The organism is Crossiella sp. CA-258035, from assembly GCF_030064675.1.
Taxonomy (GTDB): Bacteria; Actinomycetota; Actinomycetes; order Mycobacteriales; family Pseudonocardiaceae; genus Crossiella.
Genome location: NZ_CP116413.1, coordinates 458813 through 484118 on the forward strand (window position 1 = coordinate 458813; position 25306 = coordinate 484118).

Here is a 25306-nt window from a genome sequence, read left to right on the forward strand (position 1 = left end):
GTGGTGCGTTCCGACGTCCGCAGGGCAGGGGCCGCTGCCGCCGCGCTGGCCATCGTGTTGGCGGGTTGTGGCACCACGAACAGCCCGGGAGGCCAGCAGGGCGCCAGTGGCCCTGGTCAGGTCGGCGCCACCGTGCCGCTGCTGACCTCGCCGTTCTGGCAGGCCTACAACAACTACGTGCCGAAGATGGCCACCGAGTCCGGGGTGGCGGCGCTGCCCACGGTCAACGCCAACTCCGACCCGGCCAAGCTGATCACCGACATGACCAACCTGCTCAACCAGGGCGTCAAGGGCCTGGTGGTCACCCCGCTGGACTCCGCCGCGGTGGTCGCCGGGCTGGCCCAGGCCGAGCGCAAGGGCGTGCCGGTGGTCGCGGTGGACGTGGCCCCGGAGAGCGGCAAGGTGGCCATGGTGGTGCGCGCGGACAACCGCGCCTACGGCACCAAGGCCTGCGAGCACATCGGCGGCAAGGTCAAGCAGGGCAAGGTCGTGCAGATCCAGGGCGACCTGGCCTCGGTCAACGGCCGGGACCGCTCCGAGGCCTTCCGCGAGTGCATGACCGCCAAGTTCCCCGGCATCCAGATCCTGGACCTGCCCGCGGAGTGGAAGGCGGAGAAGGCATCCTCCGGCCTGGAGTCGCTGCTCACCGCGAACCCGGACGTCAAGGGCGTGTACATGCAGGCAGGTGGCGTGTACCTGGCGCCGACGCTGCAGGCGTTGAAGCGCAAGGACCTGCTGCACCCGGTGGGCGACCCCAAGCACGTGGTGGCGGTCAGCAACGACGGCATCCCGCAGGAGTTCGAGGCCATCCGCAAGGGCGAGATCGACGCCACGGTGTCCCAGCCCGCCGACGCCTACGCCAAGTACGGCATGTACTGGATCAAGAAGGCGATGGCGGGGGAGACCTTCAAGGCCGGTCCGACCGACCACGGCAGCACCATCGTCGAGGTCCGGCCGGGCATCCTGGAGGACCAGCTGCCCGCGCCGCTGGTGACCAAGGAGAACGTGGACGACAAGTCGCTGTGGGGCAACCAGCTGTGAGCGCACCCGCCGCGCCGGTGGTCGAAGCGCTGGGCATCACCCGGCGCTTCGGCCCCACCACCGCGCTCCACGATGTCGGGATCACCGTCCGCCCCGGTGAGTCGCACGCCCTGGTGGGGCGCAACGGGGCAGGCAAGTCCACCCTGGTGGCCGTGCTCACTGGACTGTCCAAACCGGACAGTGGCACGGTCGCGTTCAACGGCGAGCCCGCGCCCCCGGTGGCCGACCGGGAAGCCTGGCGGCAGCGGGTGGCCTGCGTGTACCAGCACTCCACCGTCATCCCCGAGCTGACCGTGGCGGAGAACCTGTTCCTCAACCGGCAGCCGGCCAGCCGCGGCGTGATCCGCTGGTCCGCGCTGCGCACCGGGGCCGCCGAGCTGCTGGCCGCCTGGGGCGTGGACGTCTCGGTGGACGCGCTGGCCGGTGAGCTGGACGTGGAGCAGCGGCAGCTGGTGGAGATCGCCCGCGCGCTGTCCTACGGCGCCCGGTTCATCATCCTGGACGAGCCCACCGCGCGGCTGGACAGCCACGCGATCAGCAGGCTGTTCGAGCGCATGCACCAGCTGCAGGCCGCGGGGGTGACCTTCCTGTTCATCTCCCACCACCTGCAAGAGGTCTACGAGGTGTGCCAGGCGGTGACCGTGCTGCGCGATGCCAGGCACATCGTCACCGCCCCGGTCAGCGAGCTCTCCCGGAGCCAGTTGGTGGACGCGATGACCGGTGAGTCCGGCGGGCTCGCGGTGACCGACGCGGCCGACCGGGAAGCCTTGCCGGACAACGCCCCGGTCGCGCTGGCCGTGCAAGGGCTTGCGGGCGACGGCTTCGCGGGCGTCTCCTTCGAGCTGCGCCGCGGCGAGGTGCTCGGGCTGGCCGGCAGCAACGCCAGCGGCAAGCACCAGGTCGCGGAAACCGTGTACGGGCTGCGGAAACCCCTCGCGGGCACGGTGCTGGTGGCCGGCGCCCCGCTCAAGCCGGGCGACGTCTCGGCCGCGCTGAACGCCGGGATCGGTTGCGTGCCCAGGTCCCGGCACGACCAGGGCCTGGTGCTGGGCATGTCCATCGGCGACAACGCCACCATGAGCGTGCTGGACCGGCTCGGCGTGGCCGGGCTGGCCGCGCCGAAAACCGTGCGCGCCAAGGGGAACACCGCGATCGCCGAGTACGGCGTGGTGGCCAAGGAGGCCGACCAGCCGGTCAGCGACCTCTCCGGCGGCAACCAGCAGAAGGTCGTGATGGCCCGCGCGCTGGCCAACGACCCCGATGTGCTGATCATGATCAACCCCACCGCCGGGGTCGATGTGAAGTCCAAACAGGCCCTGCTGGCCGTGGTCGACCGGGCCAGGGCGGAGGGCAAGGCGGTGCTGATCGTCAGCGACGAGCTGGACGACCTGCGCCCCTGTGACCGGGTGCTCGTGATGCGCGCCGGAACCCTGGCCGCCGAACACCAGGCAGGCTGGGCCGATGGCGAGCTCGTGGCCTCCATCGAAGGAGTCGAACTCGATGGCGAATGACACCGCCGTGCAGAACACCCCCACGGCCGGCAAGTCCGCGCCGCCACGACGGATCCGGCTGGCCAGGCTGCGTGACCTGGCGCTGCTGCCCGCGCTCGCGGTGGTGGTGCTGATCGGCGGACTGGTCAACGACCGCTTCCTCACCACGGACAACCTGGTCGCGGTGCTCGGCGCCTCGGCCGCGCTGGCCATGGTGGTGCTCGGTGAGACGCTGGTGCTGCTGACCGGCAAGTTCGACCTGTCGCTGGAGTCCACCGTGGGCATCGCGCCCGCGGTCGGCGCGCTGCTGGCCATCCCGGCGGCCAGCGGCATCGGCTGGTTCGAGGACCCGCTGCCCGCCTGGCTGGCCATCCTCGCGGTGCTGGTGGTGGGCGCGATCGTGGGGCTGTTCAACGGTTTCCTGGTGGTCAAGCTCCAGCTCAACGCGTTCATCGTGACCCTGGCGATGCTGATCATCCTGCGCGGCCTGCTGGTCGGCTCCACCGAGGGCAAGACCCTGTTCCAGATGCCGGAGGCGTTCTTCGCGCTGGCCACCAACACCTTCCTCGGCCTGCCCATCTCGGTGTGGCTGGCCGGGATCGCCTACCTGGTGGCCGGGTTCCTGTTGCGCTACCACCGGATCGGCCGCGCGCTCTACGCCATCGGCGGCAACGCCCAGGCCGCCCGCGCCGCCGGCATCCGGGTGGACCGGATCGCCTGGTCGGTGTTCGTGGTGGCCGGGGTGCTGGCCGCGATCGGCGGGCTGATCCAGACCGGTTACGTGGGCGCGCTCAGCGCGGGCCAGGGCGACCGGATGATCTTCACCGTGTTCGCCGCCGCGGTCATCGGCGGCATCTCCCTCGACGGCGGCAAGGGCACCCTGTTCGGCGCGCTCACCGGCGTGCTGCTGCTCGGCGTGGTGGACAACCTGCTCACCGCGGCCCAGGTGCCCTCGTTCTGGATCCAGGCGGTCTACGGCGCGGTCATCCTCGGCGCGCTGATGCTGGCCCGGATCGCCAGCGGGAAGGCGCAGACCTGATGGAGACGGTGCTGCACACCAGGCTCAAGCCGGGCAGGGAAGCCGAGTACGAGCGGGTGCACGCGAGCATCCCGCCGGAGCTGGACCTCGCGCTGCGCGAGGCCGGGGTCCGCTCCTGGCGGATCTGGCGCAGCGGCCGGGACCTGTTCCACCTGGTCGACTGCGACGACTACGAGGCCATGCGGGCGCACCTGCGCGAGCACCCGGCCAACGTTCCCTGGCAGGCCAGGATGGCCGAGCTGCTGGAGGTGCCCGACGACTACTCGGGCGCCGAACCGGAGATCCGACTCGTCTGGGAGCTGCCGTGAGGACCGCGAAACTGGGCCGCACCACGGTGCCGGTGACCGCGCTGGGCTTCGGCGCCGCGCCGATCGGCAACCTCTACCGCCCGGTGCCCGACGCCGACGCGCACGCCGCGGTCCGCGCCGCCTGGGACGCCGGGGTGCGCTACTTCGACACCGCGCCGCACTACGGCCTCGGCCTGTCCGAACGCCGCCTCGGCGCGGTGCTGGCCGAGCACCCCAGGGACGAGTTCACCGTCTCCACCAAGGTCGGCCGCCTGCTCACTGAGTACGACGGCGGCGGCGACGACCTGGCCAACGGCTTCGACGTGCTGGCCACCCACCGCAGGGTGTGGGACTTCAGCGCCGACGGCGTGCGCCGCTCGCTGGAGTCCTCCCTGGACAGACTGGGCCTGGACCGGGTCGACGTGGTGCTGCTGCACGACCCGGACGACCACTGGGCCGAGGCCGCCGGAAAGGGCTTCCCGGCGCTGGCCGAGCTGCGCGACCAGGGCGTGGTCGGCGCGATCGGCGTGGGCATGAACCAGTGGCAGCTGCCTGCCCGGTTCATCCGCGAGACCGACATCGACGTGGTGATGCTGGCTGGTCGCTACTCGCTGCTGGAACAGCCCGCCGCGGCCGAGTTCCTGCCGCTGTGCCTGGAGCGCAACGTCTCCGTGCTGGCTGCGGGCGTGTTCAACTCCGGCCTGCTCTCCCGGCACGAGATCCCGGTCAACGCCAAGTACAACTACGCCGACGCGCCGCCGGAGCTGGTGGACCGGGCCAGGGCGATCGCCGGGGTGTGCGAGCGGCACGGCGTCACGCTGCCGCAGGCCGCCATCCAGTTCGCCTTCGGCCACCCCTCGGTCGCCTCGGTGGTCATCGGCGCCCGCACCGGCGAGCAGATGCGGCAGAACGCCGAGCTGGTCGCCAACCCGGTGCCGCCGGCGCTGTGGGCCGAGCTGCGCGAGCGGAACCTGCTGGCCGCGGACGTGCTCGGCCCGGGCGAGCGGGCATGAGGATCGACGCCCACCACCACCTGTGGGACCTGTCGGTGCGCGCCCAGGACTGGCTGGCCGGGCCGGAGATGGCGCCGATCAACCGGAGCTTCGTGCTGCCCGACCTGCACCAGGTCACCGCGGTCACCGGCATCGGGGCCACCGTGCTGGTGCAGACCATCACGGTGCCGGAGGAGACCCCCGAGTTCCTGGTCTTCGCCGAGGCGTCGGAGATCGTGGCCGCGGTGGTCGGCTGGACCGACCTGACCGCCCCGGACGTGCCGGACACCCTGGCGGCGCTGAAGTCCGGCCACGGCGGGCGCTGGCTGCGCGGCATCCGGCACCAGGTGCAGAGCGAGCCGGACCCGCGCTGGCTGTGCCGTCCCGACGTGCGCAGGGGCCTGGCCGCGGTGGCCGAGGCCGGGCTCAGCTACGACCTGCTCACCCTGCCGCACCAGCTCCCCGCCGCCGTCGAGACGGTCCGGGCGCTGCCGCAACTGGAGTTCGTGCTCGACCACTGCTCCAAGCCGCCGATCGCCGCCGGCGAGCTCGAACCGTGGGCCGCTGACCTGCGCGCGCTGGCCGCTCTGCCCAACGTCACCTGCAAGCTGTCCGGTCTGGTCACCGAGGCCGACTGGACACAGTGGACGGTCGACCAGCTCCGCCCCTACGCCGAGGTGGTGCTGGACGCATTTGGCCCCGAACGGGTGATGTTCGGCTCGGACTGGCCGGTCTGCCTGCTCGCCGCGCCCTACGCCACCGTGCTGGAGACCGCTGAGGTACTCACCGATCGGCTCACGCCATCGGAACGGGCCGCCGTGTTCGGCGGCACCGCCCAACGGGTGTACGGAATCGAGCAGTCATCCGAGGTTGCGCAGCCACTGCTCGACACCGGCGACGTGCACGGTTGACCAGGAGCGGGCCAGCTCCGGCTCGTGCGCGGCCAGCGCGTCCACGATCGCCCGGTGCTCGGCCACGGTCCGGTCCACCGCCCCGCCCTGGGCGATGCCGCGCCAGATCCGGGCTCGCACGGTGGGTCCGGCCAGCGTGTCCAGCAGCTGGGCCAGGTAGGCGTTGCCCGCGGCCTGGGCGATCCGGCGGTGGAACTCCAGGTCCAGCTCGACCAGGCGCTCCACCGAGTCGGACTTCTCGGTCTCCTCGCACAGCTCGCGCAGCGCGGCGATGTCCTTCTCCTCGATGCGCACCGCGGCGATGGCCGCACAGGCCGGTTCCAGCACCCGGCGGACCTCGAGCACCTCCAGCACGGACTCCTCGCCGCGGTGCAGGTCCAGCACGAAGCTCAGCGCGCCGAGCAGCTCGTCCGCGCGCAGGCTGGAGACGTAGGTGCCGTCGCCCTGCCGCACATCCAGCACCCTGACCAGCGACAACGCCTTCACCGCCTCGCGCAGCGAGTTCCGGGACAGGCCGAGCCGCTCGGCCAGGTCGGCCTCCCTGGGCAGCCGGTCGCCCGGCTTCAGCTCGCCGGAGACGATCATTTCCTTGACGCGCAAGATGGCGTCGTCGGTAACGGCCACTGCCACCCCCGTTTCGCGAGCCGGTACACACCTCGGATGTTTCGCTCCAGTATGCGCCATGCCGCGCGCTCAGTTGCGCATTGCTCCATCTGGCGTAATCTGAGCCTGCCCGCCTCACCCCGCCCCCTCGGTGAGGCGGGCTCTGCTGTGTAAAGGGTCCCACCGTTCCTTCGTCGCTGGACGAATGCGCACACGTCGGGTTACCGTCATAATGGTCTAAACCATTGGAGGGTCATTGGACGCCGTAGTCGCTGCCCCGAAGGCGCTGTTGGGCAATGCCCTCTCCGGTCCGGTGACACTGCGCGTCCGCGACGGCGAGATCGTCGAGGTCGCGGAGAACCCCGGCTACCAAGGGGAGACCGAGGGCCTGCTCAGCCCCGGCCTGGTGGACGTGCAGATCAACGGTGCGGTCGGGGTGGACTTCGCCGACGTGGACGCCGCCGGGATGGCCACCGTGTCCGCGGCCCTGCCGCGCACCGGCGTGACCCGGTTCCTGCCCACCCTGATCACCGCCCCGCTGCCGGAGGTCCTGCGCCAGGCGCACCAGGTCCTGGCCGCCGCGGCCGCCCTGCCCGCCGGTTCGGGCGCGCGTCCGCTGGGCCTGCACTTCGAGGGCCCGTTCCTGTCCCCGCTGCGGCACGGCGTGCACAACCCCGAGGTGATGGAACCGCCCAGCGCGGACCGGATCGAGCGCATCCTGGCCGACCCCGCGGTGCACGCGGCCCTGCGCCTGGTCACCCTGGCCCCGGAGCAGCCGGGCGGCTTCGAGGCCGTCCGCCGCCTCACCGAAGCCGGTGTGCTGGTCGCCGTCGGCCACACCGACGCCACCGGCGAGCAGACCCGCCAGGCCGCGGACCTGGGTGCGCGCATGATCACCCACCTGTTCAACGCCCAGCGCCCCCTCGGCCACCGCGAGCCGGGCGTCCCCGGCATCGGCCTGGTCGACCCCCGCTACACCCTCGGCCTGATCGCCGACCTGGCCCACGTCGACGGCGACATCTGCAAACTGGTCTTCAACGCCGCCCCCGGCCGCGTCGCCCTGGTCACCGACGCGGTGGCCGCCGCGGGCATGCCGCCGGGCCGCTACCAGCTCGGCGGCGAGGACGTCGTGCTCACCGAGGAAGGCGTCCCCCGCTCCCCGGCAGGCACCATCGCCGGCAGCGCCCTGACCCTGGACCGCGCCATCCGCAACATGGTCGCCCTCGGCATCGATCCGGCCGTGGCCCTGCACGCCGCCACCACCGTCCCCGCCGACGTCCTCGGCGAACCCACCCTGGGCCGCATCGCGCCCGGCGCGCGGGCGGACCTGGTGCTGTGGGACGCGGACCTGCACCCGCGCAAGGTGTGGGTGGAGGGCGAACTGGTCTTCGACGCGGAGGAGTCCGCCCGCAGCACGGTCGCCCGCCTGCCCGCGGCAGGCAACTGAATCTTCCACCGCACAGGTGGGGGCGAGAGAGAACACGAGGGCCTCTGCACCGCAACCCGGGCAGGGGCTCTCGCTATACCCGGACCGGCCTCGCCCAGCGTCATTACTGGCATGAGAGTAGGCTCCAAGCCTATGGAGGTGCCACTCATGGCGAAGCGACAACCGGGCCGACTGCCACCGCGGCTACTCCGTCGCCCGCTGCGCCTCCTCCGGCCGCAGGACGCCGCTGACAGCTACACGAACCCCCGCGCGGAGTTCGCCCGCCTTGCCAGGGTGGGAGTCCTGCACCGGGTGGCGACTGGCTACTACGTGCCGGTCCCTGATGATCACCTTGATCGCGCGTGGCTGCCGGAGCTGGAGTCCGTGGCATTGGGCACTGCGGCAGCCGACGAGGGAATCGGCACCGTCGCCCTGATGGGGCTCAGTGCCGCGCGGATACACGGAGCTCTGCCGCGCGCGGTCGCGGTGGCCGTGGTCGCGGCCGCTCGCCACCGGGCGCCGCTGAGCTTGGCCGATCGTGATGCGACCGTCCTTTATGTACGGCGCGACGTCTCGCGGATCGACGTCGAGCGCCGCGACCTCGAGCTGGGACAGGGTTGGGTGACCACGGTCGAGCAAACCGTGCTGGACCTGGCCGCCCGTCCAGAACTGGGCGGTTTGCCCGCCGAAGCCGGGGAAGCGATCCGCGCGTTGTTGCCGATGGCCGATCGGCAACTGCTGGCGGAACTGGCCGCCGCGCAACGACGGCGCGCCACCCTGACCCGACTGCTCAGGGAGACCGGCAGTGCTTGATCCGGACGAGGAGTTCGCGGTCGCCCAGCGGTTCGGCGTCGCACGCGCCCAGGTGCGCCGCGACCACCTGATCTCGCACCTGCTCGCCGCGCTCAGCGAACACGTCGCCGAACAGGTCGTCTTCTTCGGCGGCACCGCGCTCTCCCGGAGTTTTGTGCCCGAAGGACGGCTGTCCGAGGACATCGACCTCATCGCGGTCGGACCTCGGCGCGACGTCGTCGACGCGGTGGAGCAATGCCTGGTGCGGGGAACACGTCGTGAGTACCCCGGACTCCGCTGGCGACAACGCCTCAGTGAGGTGCGTGATGTCGAGCCCGCCCTGCTGGCCGCCCCGGACGGCACGACCGTTCGTGTGCAACTGCTCAGCCCGGTCGGATACCCGGCATGGCCGACCGCACCGAGAGCGCTTGACCAGCGGTATTCGGATGCCCCGCCGGCCACACTCGTCATACCCGCACTCGAGTCGTTCGTCGCGTGGAAAACCGTCGCCTGGATGGACCGCGCCGCATCCCGTGACCTGTTCGACCTGTGGTCGCTGGCCCGTCTCGGCGCGATCGACCACAGCTCCGCGACTCTGTTCGCCCGCCATGGGCCAACGAACAAACCACCGGCTCCCGGGATGTTCGCCACCGCACCCGAAGAGGCCCAGTGGCGCCGGGATCTCAGCGAACAGACCCAGCTTCACGTCACGGCCGCTGAAGCGCTGGCCACGGTTCGCGAAGCCTGGCAGAACGCGGTCACCACGAGCTGACCGATCTCCCTTCACGCCAGCAACCGCGCCAACAGGAACGGCTCCGTCCCCGCCAGCCCCACCGAGGCGTACAGCGTGACGGCCCCAGCCGCCCGCCGCCCCACCTGAGCCCCGCTCGCGACCGCCCCCAGCGACACCACCTCCCGCCCCGCCAGCAGCGCCGAGGGCCGGTACCCGTCGAGCTGCGCGGGCGAGTCGGTGAACACCGCGTCCGCCCGCTCCACCAGATCCACCCCGAACTCCGCCCGCCCCACCTGCTTCGGACCCACGGTCGTCACCGCCGTCCCCGCCGAGATCCACCCCGCCTCGATCACCGGTGCCCCAGCCGAGGTCGCCAGCACCACGATGTCCCGCCCTTCCACCGCCGCCCGCGCCGAGTCAACGGCCTCTGCGGCCACCCCCAGCTCCGCCCGGACCCGCTCCGCGAACGCCCGCCGCCGCCCCGGATCCCGCGAGAACACCCGCACCCCGGCCAGCTCCCGCACCCCACTGATCGCCCACACCTGCGTCCACGCCTGGGTGCCAGCGCCCACCAGCCCCACGGTCCGCGCCGCCGGCCGCGCCAGCAGGTCCACCGCCAGCCCGCCCAGCGCGCCGGTCCGGTGGCTGCCCAGCTCCTTGCCCACGGCCAGTCCCAGCAGCTCGCCGGAGGGCTCGGCGTGCAGGGCGACGAGCTGGGGGGCGTCGAGATGTGTTGGGTAGGAACGGAATCCGTACCACTGGCCGATGAGCCTGCCCGCGGTGAAGGTCTGCACGCCGGCGTGCACGCGGGGCGGGGCAAGGAGATCGCCGCGTTCGGCGGCCAGTACGGCTTCGCGCATGGCGGAGACGGCGAGGGCGGGGGTGAGGCGGGCCAGGATCGCGGCGTCGTCCAGGACGGTGGTCATGGCCGCGATTCTGCAAGCTCCAGCTTCCTGGAGGTCAACGAGAACGCGGCGCACCCCCAGCCGGAGATGCGCCGCGTTATCGGGTGTTCAGCGGGTCTTCGTGACCTTGTTGAGCCCGCGCGGGTTGTCCGGGTCCCCGCCCCGCGCCAGCGCCAGGCCCAGCGCGAGCCGCTGCACCGGCAGGATCTCCAGCACCGGGGCCAGCTCCTCCGCCGTGGCCGGCACCCCGATCCGGTAAGCCGCCGCGACCACGTCGGCGGCCGAGCCGACCGCGAGGATGTCCGCGCCCCGGCCCTGCACGACCTCCAGCACCTCGCGCATGGCCGCGCCGCCCTGGCCCGCGCTGGTGATGGCCAGCACCGCGGTCTCGCTGTCGACCGCGGCGACCGGGCCGTGCAGCAGGTCGGCGCCGCTGTAGGCCCTGGCGGAGAGGTAGCTGGTCTCGGCGAGTTTGAGGGCGGCCTCGGCGGCGGTGGCCGAGGAGTAGCCGCGGCCGGTGGTGACCACGCGGTTGGCGAAGCGGTAGCGCTGGACCGCCTCGGCGACCGCGGGTTCGGCCAGGCTGAGGGCCGAGTCGGCAAGGTCGCCCAGGTTGGCCGCGTGTTCGGCGGTGCCGCCGCGGACGGCGTCGATGAGCAGGTACAGGGCCAGCAGGGTGGCGCTGTAGGTCTTGGTGGCGGCCACCGCGAGCTCCTTGCCCGCGCCGATGTCCACCGACAGCTCGGTGACCTGGTTCAGCGGGGAGTCCGGGGTGTTGGTGACGGCCACGGTGAGCGCGCCCCGCCTGCGCGCGGACTCGGTGGCCTCGACCAGGTCGGGGGAGCCGCCGCTCTGGCTGACCGAGACCCACAGCACGTCGGTCAGGTCCGGCTGGGCGCCGTAGAGCGTGGTGGTGGACGGGGACACCAGGCCGGCGGGCAGCTGGAGCAGGACCTCGGTCAGGTACTTGGCGTAGAGCGCGCCGTGGTCGCTGGAACCGCGGGCGGCGAAGAGCACGAACCGCGGGCGGCGCTCGGCGATCTGCGCGGCCACCGCGGCGATCTCCGCCCGCCGGGCCAGCAGGCCCCGGTACACCTCGGGCTGGGCCGCGATCTCGGCGGCCATGTGCGCGCCGGGCACGGTCTCTGTCGACGTCATCGCCTGTCCTCCCTCGCCGTGTTCGCGGCGAGCAGCTCGGCGGCGGCGCGCAGGCACACGTACGCGCTGCCGTGGGTGTCGATACGGGCGACGCTGCCCAGGTCCGGACCAGGCACCCCCGTCTCGACGTGCACTAGGTCTAGACCAATGCTAGCAAGTTCGACGACAAGTCGCCGCACTTCAGCGTGCCTGTGCGCGTCCCTGGTGACAACCACCACCGGGGAACCGTTCACTGAATCGAGGATTTCGTCCTTGCCACCCGGGCCGGGCCGCAGCACCCGGGTGCCCGGCAGCAGCTCGCTCAGGTGCGGGCCGAGGCCCCAGGGCACCGCGCCGACCGCGATGCTCGGGTCCACCTCCACGTCCACCACCAGCGGCGGCCCGGCCAGCTTCAGCTCGCCGCGCACCTCGACCGCCCGCCGCGCGGCCCGCAGCCCGAGGTCGCCATCCGGCGCCGGACCGCCGGTGACCGGGCCGCCCAGCGAGGCCGCCCGCGCCGCGGCCCCGGCCAGCAGCTCCTCGCTCAACCGTCCACTGTGGACAGCGGCGACGATCGCCTCGGCCAGCCGGTCCACCACCTCGGCGTCGGCCAGCTCGCCGCCCACGCACAGCAGGTCCGCACCGGCCAGCAGCGCCTGCACCGCGCCGTCGCTGATCCCGGCGGTGCCGGAGACCGCGTTCATCTCCAGCGCGTCGGTGACCACCGCGCCGGTGAAGCCCAGCTCGCCGCGCAGCACCTCGGTCACCGCGTGCCGGTTCAGCGTGGCGGGCGACTCGCCCCAGGCCGGGATCACCAGGTGGCCGGTCATCACCGAGCGCACCCCGGCGGCGATCGCGGCCCGGAACGGCACCAGTTCGACCGTGCGCAGCTGCTCCTCGGTGCGCGCCAGCACCGGCAGCTCGCGGTGCGAGTCCGCGGTGGAGGCGCCGTGGCCGGGGAAGTGCTTGGCGCAGGCGGCCACCCCGGACTGCTGGATGCCCGCGATGAACGCGGCCACCTGGGCCGCGGCCGCGTGCGGCTCGCTGCCGAAGGCGCGCACGCCGATGATCGGGTCCTCCGCGGCCAGGGTCAGGTCCGCGCAGGGCGCCAGGTCCAGGGTCACCCCACAGGCGGCCAGCCTGGCCCCGAGCGCCGCGCCGACCTCCCTGGTCAGCTCGAGGTCGCCGATCGCGCCCAGTGCGTGCGGACCCGGCAGCGCGGAGCCGCGCGCGGCGTCCAGCCGGGTCACGTCGCCGCTCTCCTCGTCGATGGCCACCACCACCTCGGGCCGCTCGGCCCGAAGTGACGCGCTCAGCGCGGCCACCTGCTCGTCGTCAACCACGTTGCGCCCGAACAGCAGCACCCCGCCGAGGCCGTCAGCGACCCGGCGGCGCACCCAGTCCGGCGCGCTCGTGCCGACAAAACCGGGCAGCAGCACGGCGTCGGCCAAGCGTCGCAGACCATCCACTGTGGACTATCCCTTCACGGCGCCGGCGGTGTTCCCGGCCACCAGGTTGCGCTGGACGATCAGGAAGTAGATGAGCACGGGCAGCGCGAACACCACCGAGGCGGCCATGGTGCCGCCCCAGTCGGTGCCGAAGACGGTGCTGAACGTGGACAGCCACACCGGCAGCGTCTGGTTGGTCTGGTCCCGCATCAGCACCAGGGCGAAGAGGAACTCGTTCCAGGCGGTGATGAAGGAGAACACCGAGGTGCTCACCAGCGCCGGTCCCAGCAGCGGCAGGGTGACCCGGCGGAAGGCGCCCCAGCGGGAGCAGCCGTCCACCATGGCCGCCTCCTCCAGGTCCACCGGGATGCCGTTTACGAAGCCGCGCAGCGTCCAGATGGTGAACGGCAGCGTGGTGGCCACGTTGACCAGCAGCAGCGCGGGCAGCATGTTGAGCAGGCCGACATCGCGCATCAGCAGGTACATCGGGATCAGCAGCGCCTCCAGCGGCGCCAGCTGCGCGATCAGCACCAGCAGCACAAAACCCTTGCGGCCGCGGAAGCGCAGCCTGCTCAGCGGGATCGCGGCCAGGATGCCGGCGGCCACCGCGCACAGCATGGCCCCGACCGCCACCATCAGGCTGTTGGTGACGAAGTTGGTGAAGCCGGGCTTGCTGATCGCGGTGACGAAGTTCTCGAACGTGACCGAGGTCGGGAACAGGTCGTAGTCGGTGGTCAGGTTGGCGTTCGACGGCCGCAGGGATGAGTTGATCATCCAGTAGGTCGGGAAGAAGAACAGCCCGGCCAGCAGCAGCGCGACCGCGGTGAGCAGCATCCGCTGCGGACGGCTCTTGGTCCTCACAGCGCACCCTCCTGACGCCGGATGAGCAGTCGCATGTACTGCCCGACCAGCACGGTCAGCACCAGGATCATCAGCACCGCGACCGCGGCGGCCACGCCGAAGTGGCTGCCGGAGATGCCCTTGATGTACTGGAGCACCGGCAGCGTGGTGCTCTCCCCGTCCGGACCGCCCTGGCGGATGGCCCACACCTGGGTGAACACCTTGAAGTCCCACAGGATCGACTGGAAGGTGGCCAGGCCGACCATCGGCGCCAGCGCGGGCCAGGTGACCGCGCGGAAGCCCTGCCAGCCGGAGGCGCCGTCGATGCCGGCCGCCTCGTACAGGTCGCCTGGGATGGACAGCAGCCCCGCGTACAGGGTGAACGCGATGAACGGCACCCCCTGCCAGATGATCAGCAGCGCGATCACGGTCAGCGTGGAGGCCCCGGAGGAGAACCAGGAGAAGCCCTGGAAGGAGTCGAAGCCGATCAGCACCAGGGTCTTGTTCAGGATGCCGAAGTTCTGGTCGAAGATCCACTGGAACACCGTGGTGGCGGCCAGGATGGGCATCGCCCAGGCCAGCACCAGGCTGATCTGCAGCACCAGCCGGGTGCCACCGCCGACCTGCCGCATCAGCAGCGCGATCAGCAGGCCGAGCGCGACCGTGCCGGCCACGCAGGCCGCGGTGAAGGCCACTGTGCGCAGGGTGATCAGCCAGAACTCGGGGTCGCCGAGGATCTCCGCGTAGTTGGCGAAGCCGTTCCAGACCAGCTCGCCGCGCACCAGTTCGCCCAGGTCGAGCTTGCGGAAGCTGATCAGGATGACCTGGATCGCCGGCCAGCCCAGCAGGACCAGCAGCGCGATGATCGCGGGCGCGATCAGCAGGTAGGGCAACAGGGTGTCGCCGAGTGAGCGCCGGCGCGCACGCCGACCGGGTCCATGCGCCGACGGTGCCGGCGGGGTCGCCCCCGCCGGCACCGTGGTGTCCACTGTCGCGGTCATCGCGCTACTTGCCCGCGAGCGCCTGCTGGATCGCCGTGTTCGCGTCCGAGGCGGCCTGGTCCAGGCTCTTCGCCCCGGTCAGGTACGCGGTCAGCATGGTCTTGATCGGGTTCGCCCCCGCCTCCACCGAACCCCAGTTCGGGCTGGCCGGGACCGCCTTGCCGTTGACCGCAGCCTTGGCCATCGCGGCCGAGACCGGGTCGCTGTTGAGCGCGCTGGTGTCCTTGGTCGAGCCGGGGATCATGCCGGCCTTGACCAGCTGCTGCTGGTACTTCTCCGCGGCGAGCAGCTTCAGGTAGTCCTTGGCCAGGTCGGCGTTCTTGCTGCCGGCCGGGATGGCCAGGTTGGACCCGCCCTGGAACACCGGCGCGGTGCTGCCGGGGGTCTTGCCGGGAATGGGGAACCCGCTGGTCAGCTTGGTCATCTCGGGGTTCTCCTTGGCCGCGGTGGCGACCTCCCACGGCAGGCCGACGATCATGCCGACCTTGCCCTTGCCGTACACACCGGCCTGCGGGGGCTTCTCCTCGTCGGCGTCCTTGGGCGCCTTGGTGCCGGAGACCTCCACCAGCTTCTTGTAGAACTCCAGCCCGGCCTTGGCCTCGGGGGTGTTCAGCGTGGCGGTGAACTTGGTGCCCTCCTGCTTGGCCACGTCACCGCCCTCGCCCCAGATGAAGGACAGCAGGGTGTACCAGTTCTGGCCGGCCAGGTAGAGCGGCTGGAACTCGGGGTCGTCCTTGTGCGCCGCCTTGAGCTTCTCGATCGCGGTCAGCCACTCGGCCTGCGAGGTCGGCGGGGTGATGCCTGCCTTCTCGAACAGGTCCTTGCGGTAGAGCACCAGCCGGTTGGCCGCGTAGAACGGCACCGCGAACTGCTTGCCGTCCCAGGTGCCGGAGGCCTTCAGGCCCTCGCTCCAGTTCGCCCCGCCCATGCCGGCCGCGTCCGCGGTCAGGTCGGTGAGCACCTTCTGCTCGGCGAACTTCGGCGACTGGGTGTTGCCGATCTCGAGCACGTCCGGCGGGTTGGTGCCGGCCAGCGCGGTGTTCAGCTTGTCCTGGATGCCGGTCCACTGCTGGACCTCGTACTTGACCTTGACGCCCGGATGGGCCGCCTCGAACTCCTTGTGCATCTCGTCGGTCAGCGTGGTCGGCGCGGAGCCGCTCATCAGCCACACGACGAGTTCCTTGCCACTTCCCTGACCCGAGCCTGAGCCCGAGCCCGCACAACCGGAGACCGTCAGTGCTGCTGCCACAGCACCCACGGCTACCTTTGTCCAGCGCTTCACCGTTGCCGCCCTTCTTCAGCCCGGTCAGACCGTGTCACGCTGGCCGGGCGCGCTGAAGTGGTGTAGACCAATGCGCTGAGAGTGGTCCGGACCACATGTCCTGTCAAGACAGTTGCGAAGACGTTGTAAAGACGTTCCGAGGGCTGGGCGGCGCCGTTGTCCGACCTACGGGCATGCTGAACCACTAGAAAGGTATGGGGGCGCCAATGCCGAGGAGGAGGACATGCTGGACGTGACGTCGGCTGAGGCGGGCGTGAACCCGCGCACCCAGCGGGAGCCGAAGTACTGGGGACTGAAGCGACATCTGCTCGATCTGCTGCGCTCGCTCCCGCCGGGCTCGCCGATCCCGACCGAGCGCTCGCTGGCCGCGGACTTCGACGTGTCCCGGACCACGGTTCGGCAAGCGCTTGCCGAGCTGACCGTGGAGGGCAGGCTGCTCAGGGTGCAGGGCAAAGGCACCTTCGCGGCCGCGCCGAAGGTGGCTCAGCGGTTGCAGCTGAGCTCCTACACCGAGGACATGCGGGCTCAGGGCCGTCAGCCGGCCTCCAGGCTGCTGGAGGCCAGTGAACAACCGGCCGAGGCGGAGCTGGCCAGGCTGCTCGGGGTCCGGCCGGGCGCCAAGGTGCTCCGGCTGCGGCGGCTCCGGCTGGCCGACGGCGAGCCGATGGCCATCGAGCTGACCCACCTCGCGCTGGGCCGCTTCCGTGGCCTGCGCCGCTACATCGGCGCAGGTGGATCGTTGTACCAGGTGCTGCGCGAGCGCTTCGGCGTGGAGATGGGGCACGCGGACGAGACCATCGAGACCGCGCTGGCCACCCCGGAGGAGGCGGAGCTGCTCGGCGCCGACATCGGCCTGCCGATGCTGCTGCTGTCCCGGCACTCCTTCGACACCGACGGCAAGCCGGTGGAGTGGGTGCGCTCGATCTACCGGGGCGACCGGTACAAGTTCGTCGCCCGGTTGAACCCTCCTGGTTGATCCATCCCGGCATTGTGCGTCCAAGGGCCACCGCGAGCGCACAATGCCGGGCATGGAGTGGAACAGCGGCCAGGCGCGGGCCATCCTGGCCACCACCATCCTCGGTTCGGGGATGGCGATGCTGGACGGCACCATCGTCAACGTGGCCCTGCCCGCGATCGGGCACGAGTTCTCCGCCTCGGTCAGCGGCCTGCAGTGGATCCTGGACGGCTACCTGCTCACGCTGGCCGCGCTGATCCTCATCGCGGGCGCGCTGGGCGACCGCTACGGCCGCCGCCGGGTGTTCCTGATCGGGGTGGTCTGGTTCGGACTGGCCTCGCTGCTGTGCGGCCTCGCGCCGACCACCGAGCTGTTGGTGCTGGCCAGGGTGTTGCAGGGGGTCGGGGGAGCGCTGCTCACCCCCGGTTCGCTGGCGATCTTGCAGGCCAGCTTCCCCCGTGAGCTGCGGGCCCGCGCGATCGGCGCCTGGTCCGGGCTCTCCGGCCTGGCCGCGGTGCTCGGGCCGCTGGTGGGCGGGCTGCTGGTGCAGGCGGGGTCCTGGCGGCTGGCCTTCCTGATCAACCTGCCGCTGGCCGCGGTCTGCGTCTGGCTGGCGCTCAAGCACGTGCCGGAGACCGCCTCCGGCGACCACGAACGGGTGGACTTCCTCGGCTCCGCGGTGGGCGCGCTCGGCCTGGCCGGGCTGACCGCGGCCCTGGTGGAGGGGCCGCCGAGGGGGATCGGCGACCCGCTGGTGCTGGGCTGCCTGGTGCTCGGGGCGGCCGCGCTGACCGCGTTCGTGCTGATGCAGGTGCGCGGCAGGCACCCGCTGGTCCCGCCGCAGCTGTTCGCCAACCGGACGTTCGTGCTCTCCAACGGCCTGACCTTCCTGGTCTACGCGGCCCTGGGCGGGGTGATGATGCTGCTGGTCCTCCAGCTCCAGGTCTCCCTGCACTACTCGCCGACCGCGGCCGGACTGGCCGGGCTGCCCATCTCGCTGATCATGCTGGTGTTCTCCGCCCGCTCCGGCCGGCTGGCCCAGCGCCTGGGGCCGAGGTTGCAGCTGGTGCTCGGCCCGCTGCTGATCGCGGCGGGCATCCTGCTGCTCAACCTGGTGGTGCCCGGTGCGAGCTACCTGTTCGGCGTGCTGCCGGGGGTGCTGGTCTTCGGCGCCGGGCTGGCGCTGGCGGTGGCCCCGGTGACCGCGACCGTGCTGGCCGCCGCGCCGGAGAAGCACGCGGGCGCGGCCTCCGGGGTGAACAACGCGGTGGCCCGCACCGGCGGCCTGCTCGCGGTCGCGGTGCTGCCCGCGCTGGCCGGTCTGCACGGCGCGGAGTACGCGAACCCGGAGGCGCTGACCGCGGGCTGGCACATCGCGCTGACCGTGTGCGCGGCGCTGTGCGCGGCAGGTGGTTTGTTCGCCTTCGGTGTGGACAACCGGGTGCTGGCGGCGGAAGAACCGGCGGACTGCCTCAGCTGCGGGGTGGACGCTCCGCCAACACACGCCAACACCGCGTCACAAAACGCGTGAGTCTACTGTGCACTGTCCATTGAGGACACTGTGTCAGTGCTCACTCCTGGCCAACCAATGGAGTGTCCGCGCCGTCGTCTTCGTTGTAAGGGAGTAACCGGGAACAGCTATTCGCAAGGGAAAGATGAGCGGCGAGGACAAGCGGAACCGTCCGGATGTCAGTTTCACCCAGGTGATCGCAGGCGCGCTGGCGGCGGTGACCGCGGCGGCGCTGGGCGCGCAGCTGGGAGTTGCGGGCACGATCATCGGGGCCGCAGTGGCCAGTGTGGTGGGCACCGTGGGCACCGCGCTCTACCAGCACTCGCTGGAACGCAGCCGGGCCGCGGCCAAGGCCCTGCGCATCGCGACCGCCCCCACCGCGCTGGCCACTGCCGCGCTGGCGGCGCGGGCCGCGGAGAAGGCGGACCGGGAGGGGCGGACCGAGGAGCACGCGGCCGCGGCGGCCGGGACCGAGGAGTCCAGGGCCCAGCAGCCCGAGGCCGAGACCCCACAGCCGGAGACCCAGCGCGAGGCCGCGCCGGAGTCCGAGCGGCGGCCCTGGTACCGGCGCTGGCAGCTGGTCGCGGTGGTGACCGCGGTGGTCTTCGCGGTCGGCATGGGCGGCGTGCTGCTGATCGAGCTGGCCACCGGAGCGCCGCTGTCCGGCAAGGCGGGCGGCGGGCGGACCACGGTCGGCGAGCTGTTCGGGCCGGGTGACCGGAAACCGGCCACCAAGCCGGGCAACCCAACGCCGTCCAGCTCCGTCTCCACTACGGAGAGCACGACGCCGGAAGCCCCGAACAGCACGTCCAGCCAGGTCCCGCCGACCAGCACGTCCAGCCAGCCACCGAGCACCACGTCCAGCTCTCCGCCCACCACGACCTCGAACTCACCGAGCAGCGCGGCTCGCCCGCCGAGCAGCACGCCGCCGCCCACGGGCACGCCCGCGGAGCGGAACTCGCCGACCAGCCCTTGAGCACAGTGGGCGGAACGGCCTAGCGGCGTTACTGCAAGCTGCCCACGACCGAGGTCGTGATGTGACACGACACGCCCACGGATGGCCCACTGCTGACACGTGTTCCTCCTTTCGGCGGATGCCCGGGGTAGGTCTGTGTCTTTAACGTCCCCCAAAAGTGATGAAGCGATGACGCTGCGTCACTAATGGTCACTGGCGGAGAGGACGGGCTGATGGACCTCTCGTTTCCGGTCACGCAACCGATGGCGTCTCGCCGGTGGCCTCCACTTCGTTGAGCCAAACCCCGAAAAGGGCCGTCGACCCCTGCATTCCCCCTGCCATCGACGGCCCGGTGTCTCACCAACACGAGAGGGCTACGGATGAAGATCGCAGTCGCAGCACGTGCCGCAGGCGTGGCGCTGCTGGCCACCGGTGCGGTTGTCGCGGGCGGCCTGCCCGCCGCGGCGGACAGCTTCGCTTCCCCAGAAATGCTGCAGGCCATGCAGCGCGACCTCGGGCTGACCGCCGAGCAGGCGGCCGACCGGGTGGCCAGTGAGCTCAAGGCCACCGAGGTCGAGAAGTCCGTGCGGGACGCCCTCGGCAACGCCTTCGCCGGCGCGCACTTCGACGAGGGCAGCGCCAAGCTCGTGGTCAGCGTGACCGACGCGGCCAAGGCCGCCGCGGTCGAGGCCGCGGGCGCCACCGCCAAGGTCGTGTCGCGCACCGCGGCTGCCCTTGACGGCGTGAAGGGCGCGCTGGACGCGGCCGAGTCGAGCCTGCCCAAGGGCGTGACCGGCTGGTACGTCGACGTCAAGAGCAACAACGTGGTGGTCAACGTGCAGCCGGGCGCGGCGAACGAGGCCCGCGCGCAGCTGGCCGCGCTGCCGGAGGCCGCCGCGATCAAGGTCGTGGAGACCGACGAGGCGCCGACCCCGCTCTACGACGTGCGCGGTGGCGACGCCTACTACATGGGCGGCGGCCGCTGCTCGATCGGCTTCTCGGTGCAGGGCGGCTTCGTCACCGCCGGGCACTGCGGCCGGACCGGCACCGCGACCCAGGGCTTCAACCGGGTCGCCCAGGGCACCTTCCGCGGCTCGACCTTCCCCGGCAACGGCGACTTCGGCTGGGTCGCGACCAACTCGAACTGGACCCCCCGGGGCGTGGTGAACCGCTACAGCGGCTCCACCACCGTCCGGGTGGCCGGCTCCTCGGAGTCCGCGGTCGGCGCGTCCATCTGCCGCTCCGGCTCCACCACCGGCTGGCGCTGCGGCACCGTCCAGGCCAAGAACCAGACGGTGCGCTACCCGCAGGGCGCGGTGACCGGCATGACCCGCACCAACGCCTGCGCCGAGCCCGGTGACTCCGGTGGCTCGTGGCTGTCCGGCACCCAGGCCCAGGGTGTCACCTCCGGCGGCTCCGGCAACTGCTCCTCCGGCGGCACCACGTACTTCCAGCCGGTGAACGAGATCCTCAGCGCGTACGGGCTCCGGCTCGTCACAAGCTGACCGTAAGGGTGCGGTGGGCCGGCGCCCTGCAAGCCGGTCCGCCAGCACCCGCCGAAAGGCGTCCGCGGGATCCCTGCCCCGCGGGCGCCTTTCACTGTCAATTCTTCGAATCCAGGCCGCTCGACCTCTTGGCAAAGTCACAAACCGTCGCTAGCTTTCCCCCGTCTGGTCTAACAAAGTGGCCCGATAGAGGGAAGGCGCTCGGATGAACCGACGTTTGGTCACTGTCCTGGCGGCGGTGGCAGTGCTGGCTGGCCTCGCGGTCGGCGCACCCGCCACGGCGGCGGCCAGCGCTCCTGGCCTCGTCGCGGTCCCCGCTCGCGCTTCCGGCCTCGGCGCGGTCCCGGCCCCCGTTTCCGGCCTGGTCGCGGCGCTGGCTCGCGATCTTGACCTCAGCGTCGAGCAAGCCGTGACCAGGCTGGGCCAGGAACGTCGCGCCGAGCGCATCGCCGGCGACCTCCGCGGCCGCCTGGCCAGCTTCGCCGGCTCCTGGTTCGACCCGGCCACCGGCTCAGCCGTGGTCGGCGTGACCGAACCGGCCGAGGTCGCAACCGTGCGCGCCACCGGCGCCACCCCGCGCCTGCTGCGCCACTCCCACTCCGCCCTGGCCGCGGCCAAGGCCGAACTGGACGCCCGGCAGGCCCCGCCCGAGGTCACCAGCTTCCACGTGGACGAGCCGGGCAACCGGGTCGTGGTCACCGCCCTGCCCGGCGGCCGGGCTGCGGCCGAGCGGTTCGCCGCGGGCGCCGGGGCCGTGCAGGTCGTGGAGAGCGCGTCCGCGCCCGCGACCACCGGTGACCTGGCCGGTGGCGGCGCGATCTACCTGAGCGGCGCGGCCGGTGGCCGCTGCTCGGCCGGGTTCACCGCGCGCACCGCGGACGGTCAGCCCCGGCTGCTCACCGCCGGGCACTGCGCGGACGGCGGCAGCCTGGTCAACGGCCTGGGCAACGTCAAGATCGGCGAGTTCTCCCGGGTCAACTGGAAGGACCAGAACGACTTCGCCGAGGTGACCGTGGACCCGGCGGCCTGGACGCTGCTGCCCCAGGTCAGCACGCACGACGGCGGCGCGGTGACGATCAAGGGCGCGGAGCGGGCCTCGGTCGGGGCCAGCCTGTGCAAGTCCGGCGCCACCAGCAAGTGGACCTGCGGCGTGGTCACCGCCCGCGACGTCACGGTCAAGTACGGCCAGATCGACGGCTCCACCATCACCGTGCACGGCTTGGTGCAGCACAACGCCTGCGTGGAGCCAGGCGACTCCGGCGGCTCGAACGTCTCCGGCGACCAGGCCCAGGGCATCACCAGCGGCGCCGAGCTCTACGACGCCAACGGCGACGGCCGCAACGAGAGCTGCCTGGCCAAGCGCGGCGAGGAGTCGGTGTCCTGGTACCAGCCGGTGGACGAGGTGCTCGCGACCTACCGGCTGACCCTGGCCACCGGCTGAAGCTGCCCTGCGTGCGGCGTGTTGTCAGCCCCCCGACCGCGCCGCACCCGGGTTGGTAGGCGACCGTGGCGTTCCCGCACTCTCTCGCGGGAACGCCACGGCCGCCTCAGGTGAGCCGTGCCTTCAGCCGCGCCGCGGCCGCCTTCGGGTCCGCCGCCTCGGTGATCACCCGGACCACCACGATCCGGTCCGCCCCGGCCTCGAGCACCTCGGGCAGCCGCTGCTCGTCGATGCCGCCGATGGCGAACCACGGCCGTTCGTGCCCGGCCGCCGCGGTGTGCCGCACCAGGTCGAGACCGGGCGCGGGACGGCCGGGTTTGGTCGGGGTCGGCCAGCACGGGCCGGTGCAGAAGTAGTCCACGCCCGGCTCGGCCGCCGCGGCGTCGGACTGCTCGTTGTCGTGGGTGGACCGGCCGATCACCACGTCCTCGCCCACGATCCGCCGGGCCAGCGGCACCGGCAGGTCGTCCTGGCCGAGGTGCAGCACATCGGCCCCGGCGGCCAGCGCGATGTCCGCCCGGTCGTTCACCGCCAGCAGCACGTCGTGCCGCGCGCAGGCCTGCGCGAACACCGCCAGCAGCCGCAGCTCCTCGGCCGCCTCCAGGCCCTTCTCCCGCAGCTGCACGATGTCCACGCCGCCGGAGAGCGCGGCGTCGAGGAACTCCGGCAGGTCACCACGATCCCGGCGGCCGTCGGTGCACAGGTACAGCCGCGCCGCACGCAGCCGCTGGCGAATCTGCTCTCCGTCAAGTCCAGGCACGACACCGGAGCCTATGCGCTCCCAGTTCTGCCTGCTACGGTGGAATTCGGTCCGCACGGGAGCCCGGTAGCACTGGGCTGAGAGGGAGCCTGCTGGCTCCGACCGTCGAACCTGATCCGGGTCATGCCGGCGCAGGGAGCGTGAGATTCGTGTCGAAGGCAGTCGTCGTCGTGGGTGGCGGCGTGATCGGTCTGTCCATCGCCTGGCAGCTGGCCACGGCGGGGTTCGCCGTCCGGGTGGTCGATCCGGCCCCGGGCACCGGTTCGTCCTGGGTGGCAGGCGGCATGCTCGCGCCGGTCACCGAGGCCTGGCCGGGGGAGGAGGACCTGCTCGCGCTGGGCGCGGCCTCGCTGCGGCGCTGGCCGGAGTTCGCCGCGCGGCTGCACACCGCGGCTGGCCGGGATCCCGGGCTGCACACCGCGGGCACGCTGGCGGTCGGGGTGGACGCGGCCGACCGGGACGAGCTGGTCCGGCTGGCCGAGTACCTGACCTCGCTGGGCCGGGAAGTGCGTCAGCTGTCCGCGCGCGAGGTGCGGCGGCTGGAGCCCTCGCTCGGGCCCTCGGTCCGCAGTGGACTGGACGTGCCGGACGACCTGTCCGTGGACAACCGGCTGCTGCTGGCCGCGCTGCGCGCCGCGTGCACCGCCACCGGGGTGGAGTTCATCGCGGTGGAGGTCGCGGAAACCCTGCCCGGCAAGGTGCTGCTGACCAATGGGTCCACAGTGGACAGTGATGTCACGGTGCTCGCGGCCGGGGCCTGGAGCGCCCGGCTGTGCCCCCGGCTGGACGGCCTGATCCGGCCGGTGAAGGGCGAGATCCTGCGGCTGCGGCACCGGCACGGTGCGCTGCGGCCGCCCGCGCGCACCATCCGCGGCCTGGTCCGCGGCAAGCCGGTCTACCTGGTGCCCCGGCCGGACAACGGGCTGGTGCTGGGCGCCACCCAGTACGAGGCCGGGTTCGACACCGAGGTGGTCACCGGGGGCGTGCGCGACCTGCTGCGCGACGCCGAGGAGCTGGTGCCGGCCATCGCCGAGTACGCGCTCATCGAGTGCGCGGCGGGGCTGCGGCCCGGCAGCGTGGACAACCTGCCCCTGCTCGGCTGGCTGGAACCCGGCCTGCTGGTGGCTGCCGGGCACCACCGCAACGGCATCCTGCTCGCCCCGGTCACCGCCGAGGTGGTGCTGGACCTGGTGGCGGGCAAGGAGATCACCCCCGAAGCACAGGCAGCCGACCCCGGGAGGAGCAGATGAAGGTACGGGTCAACGGCACGGACCACCAGCTCGGCGAGCAGGCCACCGTGGCCGAGGTGCTGACCCTGCTGGCCGCGCCCAGCACGGGCATCGCGGTCGCCCTGGACGGCGCGGTGGTGCCGAGGGCGAGCTGGGCGGAGACCGAGCTGCGCGAGGGCTCGGTGGTGGAAGTGCTCACTGCGGTTCAGGGAGGTTGAGTGGACGACCATCTGGTGATCGCCGAACAGGAGTTCGGCTCACGGCTGGTGATGGGCACCGGCGGCGCGCACAACCTGTCCATCCTGGAGCAGGCGCTGGTGGCCTCCGGCACGGAGCTGACCACGGTGGCCATGCGCAGGCTGGACGGCGAGGGTGGCACCGGCGTGCTGGAGTTGTTGCGGCGCCTGGGCATCCAGCCGCTGCCCAACACCGCGGGCTGCAAGAGCGCGGCCGAGGCGGTGCTCACCGCGCAGCTGGCCAGGGAGGCCCTGGAGACCCGCTGGGTGAAGGTGGAGGTGGTCGCCGACGACCAGACCCTGCTGCCGGACCCGATCGAGCTGCTGGACGCCTGTGAGCAGCTGGTGGCCGACGGTTTCATCGTGCTGCCCTACACCAACGACGACCCGGTGCTGGCCAGGAAGCTGGAGGACATCGGCTGCGCGGCCGTGATGCCGCTGGGCTCCCCGATCGGCACCGGCCTGGGCATCCGCAACCCGCACAACATCGAGCTGATCGTCTCCAGGGCGGGGGTGCCGGTGATCCTGGACGCCGGGATCGGCACCGCCTCCGACGCGGCGCTGGCCATGGAGCTGGGCTGCTCAGCGGTCCTGCTGGCCACCGCGGTCAACCGGGCCACCCACCCCGAGATGATGGCCGCCGGCATGCGCGCCGCGGTCGAAGGCGGTCGCCTGGCTCGCCTGGCCGGACGGATTCCACAGCGCTTCTGGGCACACGCGTCCAGCCCGCAGCGCGAGTCCTGAACCAGCGCACTGGCGGGGAAGACGGCGGTCGTCGTCTCCCCCGT

General features: G+C 72.0%; 25 protein-coding genes and 1 riboswitch. Of the genes, 17 read left to right on the forward strand and 8 right to left on the reverse strand.

Translation table 11 applies throughout. From position 1 onward, the window contains the following. Positions 1–3: 3 nt before the first annotated feature. The 6 genes from N8J89_RS02240 to N8J89_RS02265 are packed head-to-tail and all read left to right on the forward strand — an operon-like array spanning position 4 to position 5760. On the forward strand, positions 4–1041 hold the full coding sequence (locus tag N8J89_RS02240; RefSeq protein ID WP_283662700.1) for a sugar ABC transporter substrate-binding protein: 1038 nt from the start codon (positions 4–6) through the stop codon (positions 1039–1041). Beyond that, positions 1038–2552 (forward strand): sugar ABC transporter ATP-binding protein, encoded by a 1515-nt coding sequence (locus N8J89_RS02245; protein WP_283662701.1) that lies wholly within the window; start codon positions 1038–1040, stop codon positions 2550–2552. Before N8J89_RS02240 ends, N8J89_RS02245 begins: the two co-directional genes overlap by 4 nt. Further along, the gene (locus tag N8J89_RS02250) at positions 2542–3570 is read left to right on the forward strand and encodes an ABC transporter permease (protein ID WP_283662702.1); all 1029 of its coding nucleotides are present in this window, start codon (positions 2542–2544) and stop codon (positions 3568–3570) included. The genes N8J89_RS02245 and N8J89_RS02250 overlap by 11 nt, the downstream gene beginning before the upstream one ends. Then, positions 3570–3878 (forward strand): L-rhamnose mutarotase, encoded by a 309-nt coding sequence (locus N8J89_RS02255; protein ID WP_283662703.1) that lies wholly within the window; start codon positions 3570–3572, stop codon positions 3876–3878. The genes N8J89_RS02250 and N8J89_RS02255 overlap by 1 nt, the downstream gene beginning before the upstream one ends. Then, positions 3875–4870: an aldo/keto reductase gene (locus tag N8J89_RS02260; protein WP_283662704.1), complete on the forward strand. Its 996-nt coding sequence runs from the start codon at positions 3875–3877 to the stop codon at positions 4868–4870. The genes N8J89_RS02255 and N8J89_RS02260 overlap by 4 nt, the downstream gene beginning before the upstream one ends. Further along, positions 4867–5760: an amidohydrolase family protein gene (locus N8J89_RS02265; protein ID WP_283662705.1), complete on the forward strand. Its 894-nt coding sequence runs from the start codon at positions 4867–4869 to the stop codon at positions 5758–5760. Before N8J89_RS02260 ends, N8J89_RS02265 begins: the two co-directional genes overlap by 4 nt. On the opposite strand, the gene N8J89_RS02270 is transcribed toward N8J89_RS02265, so the two are convergent. Then, positions 5710–6384, reverse strand: coding sequence for a FadR/GntR family transcriptional regulator (locus N8J89_RS02270; RefSeq protein ID WP_283662706.1), 675 nt, complete (start codon positions 6382–6384; stop codon positions 5710–5712). The genes N8J89_RS02265 and N8J89_RS02270 overlap by 51 nt on opposite strands. A gap of 292 nt (positions 6385–6676) precedes the next feature. On the opposite strand from N8J89_RS02270, the gene nagA reads away from it, so the two are divergent. From nagA to N8J89_RS02285, 3 genes are all read left to right on the forward strand, one after another. Then, positions 6677–7810: an N-acetylglucosamine-6-phosphate deacetylase gene (gene nagA / locus N8J89_RS02275; protein ID WP_283662707.1), complete on the forward strand. Its 1134-nt coding sequence runs from the start codon at positions 6677–6679 to the stop codon at positions 7808–7810. A gap of 147 nt (positions 7811–7957) precedes the next feature. After that, positions 7958–8602 carry a type IV toxin-antitoxin system AbiEi family antitoxin domain-containing protein gene (locus N8J89_RS02280; RefSeq protein ID WP_283662708.1) on the forward strand — a complete coding sequence of 215 codons (645 nt, stop codon included), beginning with the start codon at positions 7958–7960 and terminating at the stop codon, positions 8600–8602. Beyond that, positions 8595–9353 (forward strand): nucleotidyl transferase AbiEii/AbiGii toxin family protein, encoded by a 759-nt coding sequence (locus N8J89_RS02285; RefSeq protein ID WP_283662709.1) that lies wholly within the window; start codon positions 8595–8597, stop codon positions 9351–9353. Before N8J89_RS02280 ends, N8J89_RS02285 begins: the two co-directional genes overlap by 8 nt. 11 nt (positions 9354–9364) lie before the next feature. Here the strand turns inward: N8J89_RS02285 and N8J89_RS02290 are convergent, their stop codons facing one another. The 6 genes from N8J89_RS02290 to N8J89_RS02315 form a co-directional block, all read right to left on the reverse strand. Further along, positions 9365–10240, reverse strand: coding sequence for an ornithine cyclodeaminase family protein (locus tag N8J89_RS02290; RefSeq protein WP_283662710.1), 876 nt, complete (start codon positions 10238–10240; stop codon positions 9365–9367). 87 nt (positions 10241–10327) lie between these two features. Then, a complete protein-coding gene (locus N8J89_RS02295; RefSeq protein ID WP_283662711.1) occupies positions 10328–11377 on the reverse strand; it encodes an SIS domain-containing protein in 1050 nt (349 codons plus the stop codon). Continuing rightward, positions 11374–12825: a glycoside hydrolase family 3 N-terminal domain-containing protein gene (locus N8J89_RS02300; protein ID WP_283662712.1), complete on the reverse strand. Its 1452-nt coding sequence runs from the start codon at positions 12823–12825 to the stop codon at positions 11374–11376. The genes N8J89_RS02295 and N8J89_RS02300 overlap by 4 nt, the downstream gene beginning before the upstream one ends. A gap of 6 nt (positions 12826–12831) precedes the next feature. Then, entirely contained in the window at positions 12832–13638 is an 807-nt protein-coding gene (locus tag N8J89_RS02305; protein ID WP_283666068.1) for a carbohydrate ABC transporter permease, read from the reverse strand. Positions 13639–13661: 23 nt separating this feature from the next. Further along, the gene (locus N8J89_RS02310) at positions 13662–14645 is read right to left on the reverse strand and encodes a carbohydrate ABC transporter permease (RefSeq protein WP_283662713.1); all 984 of its coding nucleotides are present in this window, start codon (positions 14643–14645) and stop codon (positions 13662–13664) included. A gap of 4 nt (positions 14646–14649) precedes the next feature. After that, positions 14650–15927, reverse strand: coding sequence for an extracellular solute-binding protein (locus N8J89_RS02315; protein ID WP_283662714.1), 1278 nt, complete (start codon positions 15925–15927; stop codon positions 14650–14652). Between the two features lie 223 nt (positions 15928–16150). Here N8J89_RS02315 and N8J89_RS02320 point away from each other — a divergent pair, with 223 nt between their 5' ends. The 5 genes from N8J89_RS02320 (at position 16151) to N8J89_RS02340 (ending at position 22293) form a co-directional block, all read left to right on the forward strand. Beyond that, a complete protein-coding gene (locus N8J89_RS02320) occupies positions 16151–16903 on the forward strand; it encodes a GntR family transcriptional regulator (protein WP_252483183.1) in 753 nt (250 codons plus the stop codon). 43 nt (positions 16904–16946) lie between these two features. Next, positions 16947–18413 carry an MFS transporter gene (locus tag N8J89_RS02325; RefSeq protein ID WP_502868406.1) on the forward strand — a complete coding sequence of 489 codons (1467 nt, stop codon included), beginning with the start codon at positions 16947–16949 and terminating at the stop codon, positions 18411–18413. A gap of 124 nt (positions 18414–18537) precedes the next feature. After that, a complete protein-coding gene (locus N8J89_RS02330) occupies positions 18538–19368 on the forward strand; it encodes a hypothetical protein (protein WP_283662716.1) in 831 nt (276 codons plus the stop codon). A 359-nt stretch (positions 19369–19727) separates the two neighbouring features. Beyond that, positions 19728–20852, forward strand: coding sequence for a S1 family peptidase (locus N8J89_RS02335; protein WP_283662717.1), 1125 nt, complete (start codon positions 19728–19730; stop codon positions 20850–20852). Positions 20853–21057: 205 nt separating this feature from the next. Further along, complete coding sequence (locus N8J89_RS02340; protein ID WP_283662718.1) at positions 21058–22293, forward strand: S1 family peptidase; 1236 nt, start codon at positions 21058–21060, stop codon at positions 22291–22293. Between the two features lie 106 nt (positions 22294–22399). Here N8J89_RS02340 and thiE read toward each other — a convergent pair whose 3' ends face one another. Continuing rightward, positions 22400–23053: a thiamine phosphate synthase gene (thiE, locus tag N8J89_RS02345; protein WP_283662719.1), complete on the reverse strand. Its 654-nt coding sequence runs from the start codon at positions 23051–23053 to the stop codon at positions 22400–22402. A 45-nt stretch (positions 23054–23098) separates the two neighbouring features. Further along, a riboswitch (TPP riboswitch) is annotated at positions 23099–23208 on the forward strand. On the opposite strand from thiE, the gene thiO reads away from it, so the two are divergent. The 3 genes from thiO (at position 23203) to N8J89_RS02360 (ending at position 25262) form a co-directional block, all read left to right on the forward strand. After that, complete coding sequence (thiO, locus tag N8J89_RS02350) at positions 23203–24303, forward strand: glycine oxidase ThiO (RefSeq protein WP_283662720.1); 1101 nt, start codon at positions 23203–23205, stop codon at positions 24301–24303. It overlaps the preceding riboswitch by 6 nt. Further along, complete coding sequence (gene thiS / locus N8J89_RS02355) at positions 24300–24500, forward strand: sulfur carrier protein ThiS (protein ID WP_283662721.1); 201 nt, start codon at positions 24300–24302, stop codon at positions 24498–24500. The genes thiO and thiS overlap by 4 nt, the downstream gene beginning before the upstream one ends. Beyond that, positions 24501–25262 (forward strand): thiazole synthase, encoded by a 762-nt coding sequence (locus tag N8J89_RS02360; protein ID WP_283662722.1) that lies wholly within the window; start codon positions 24501–24503, stop codon positions 25260–25262. Positions 25263–25306: the final 44 nt, after the last annotated feature.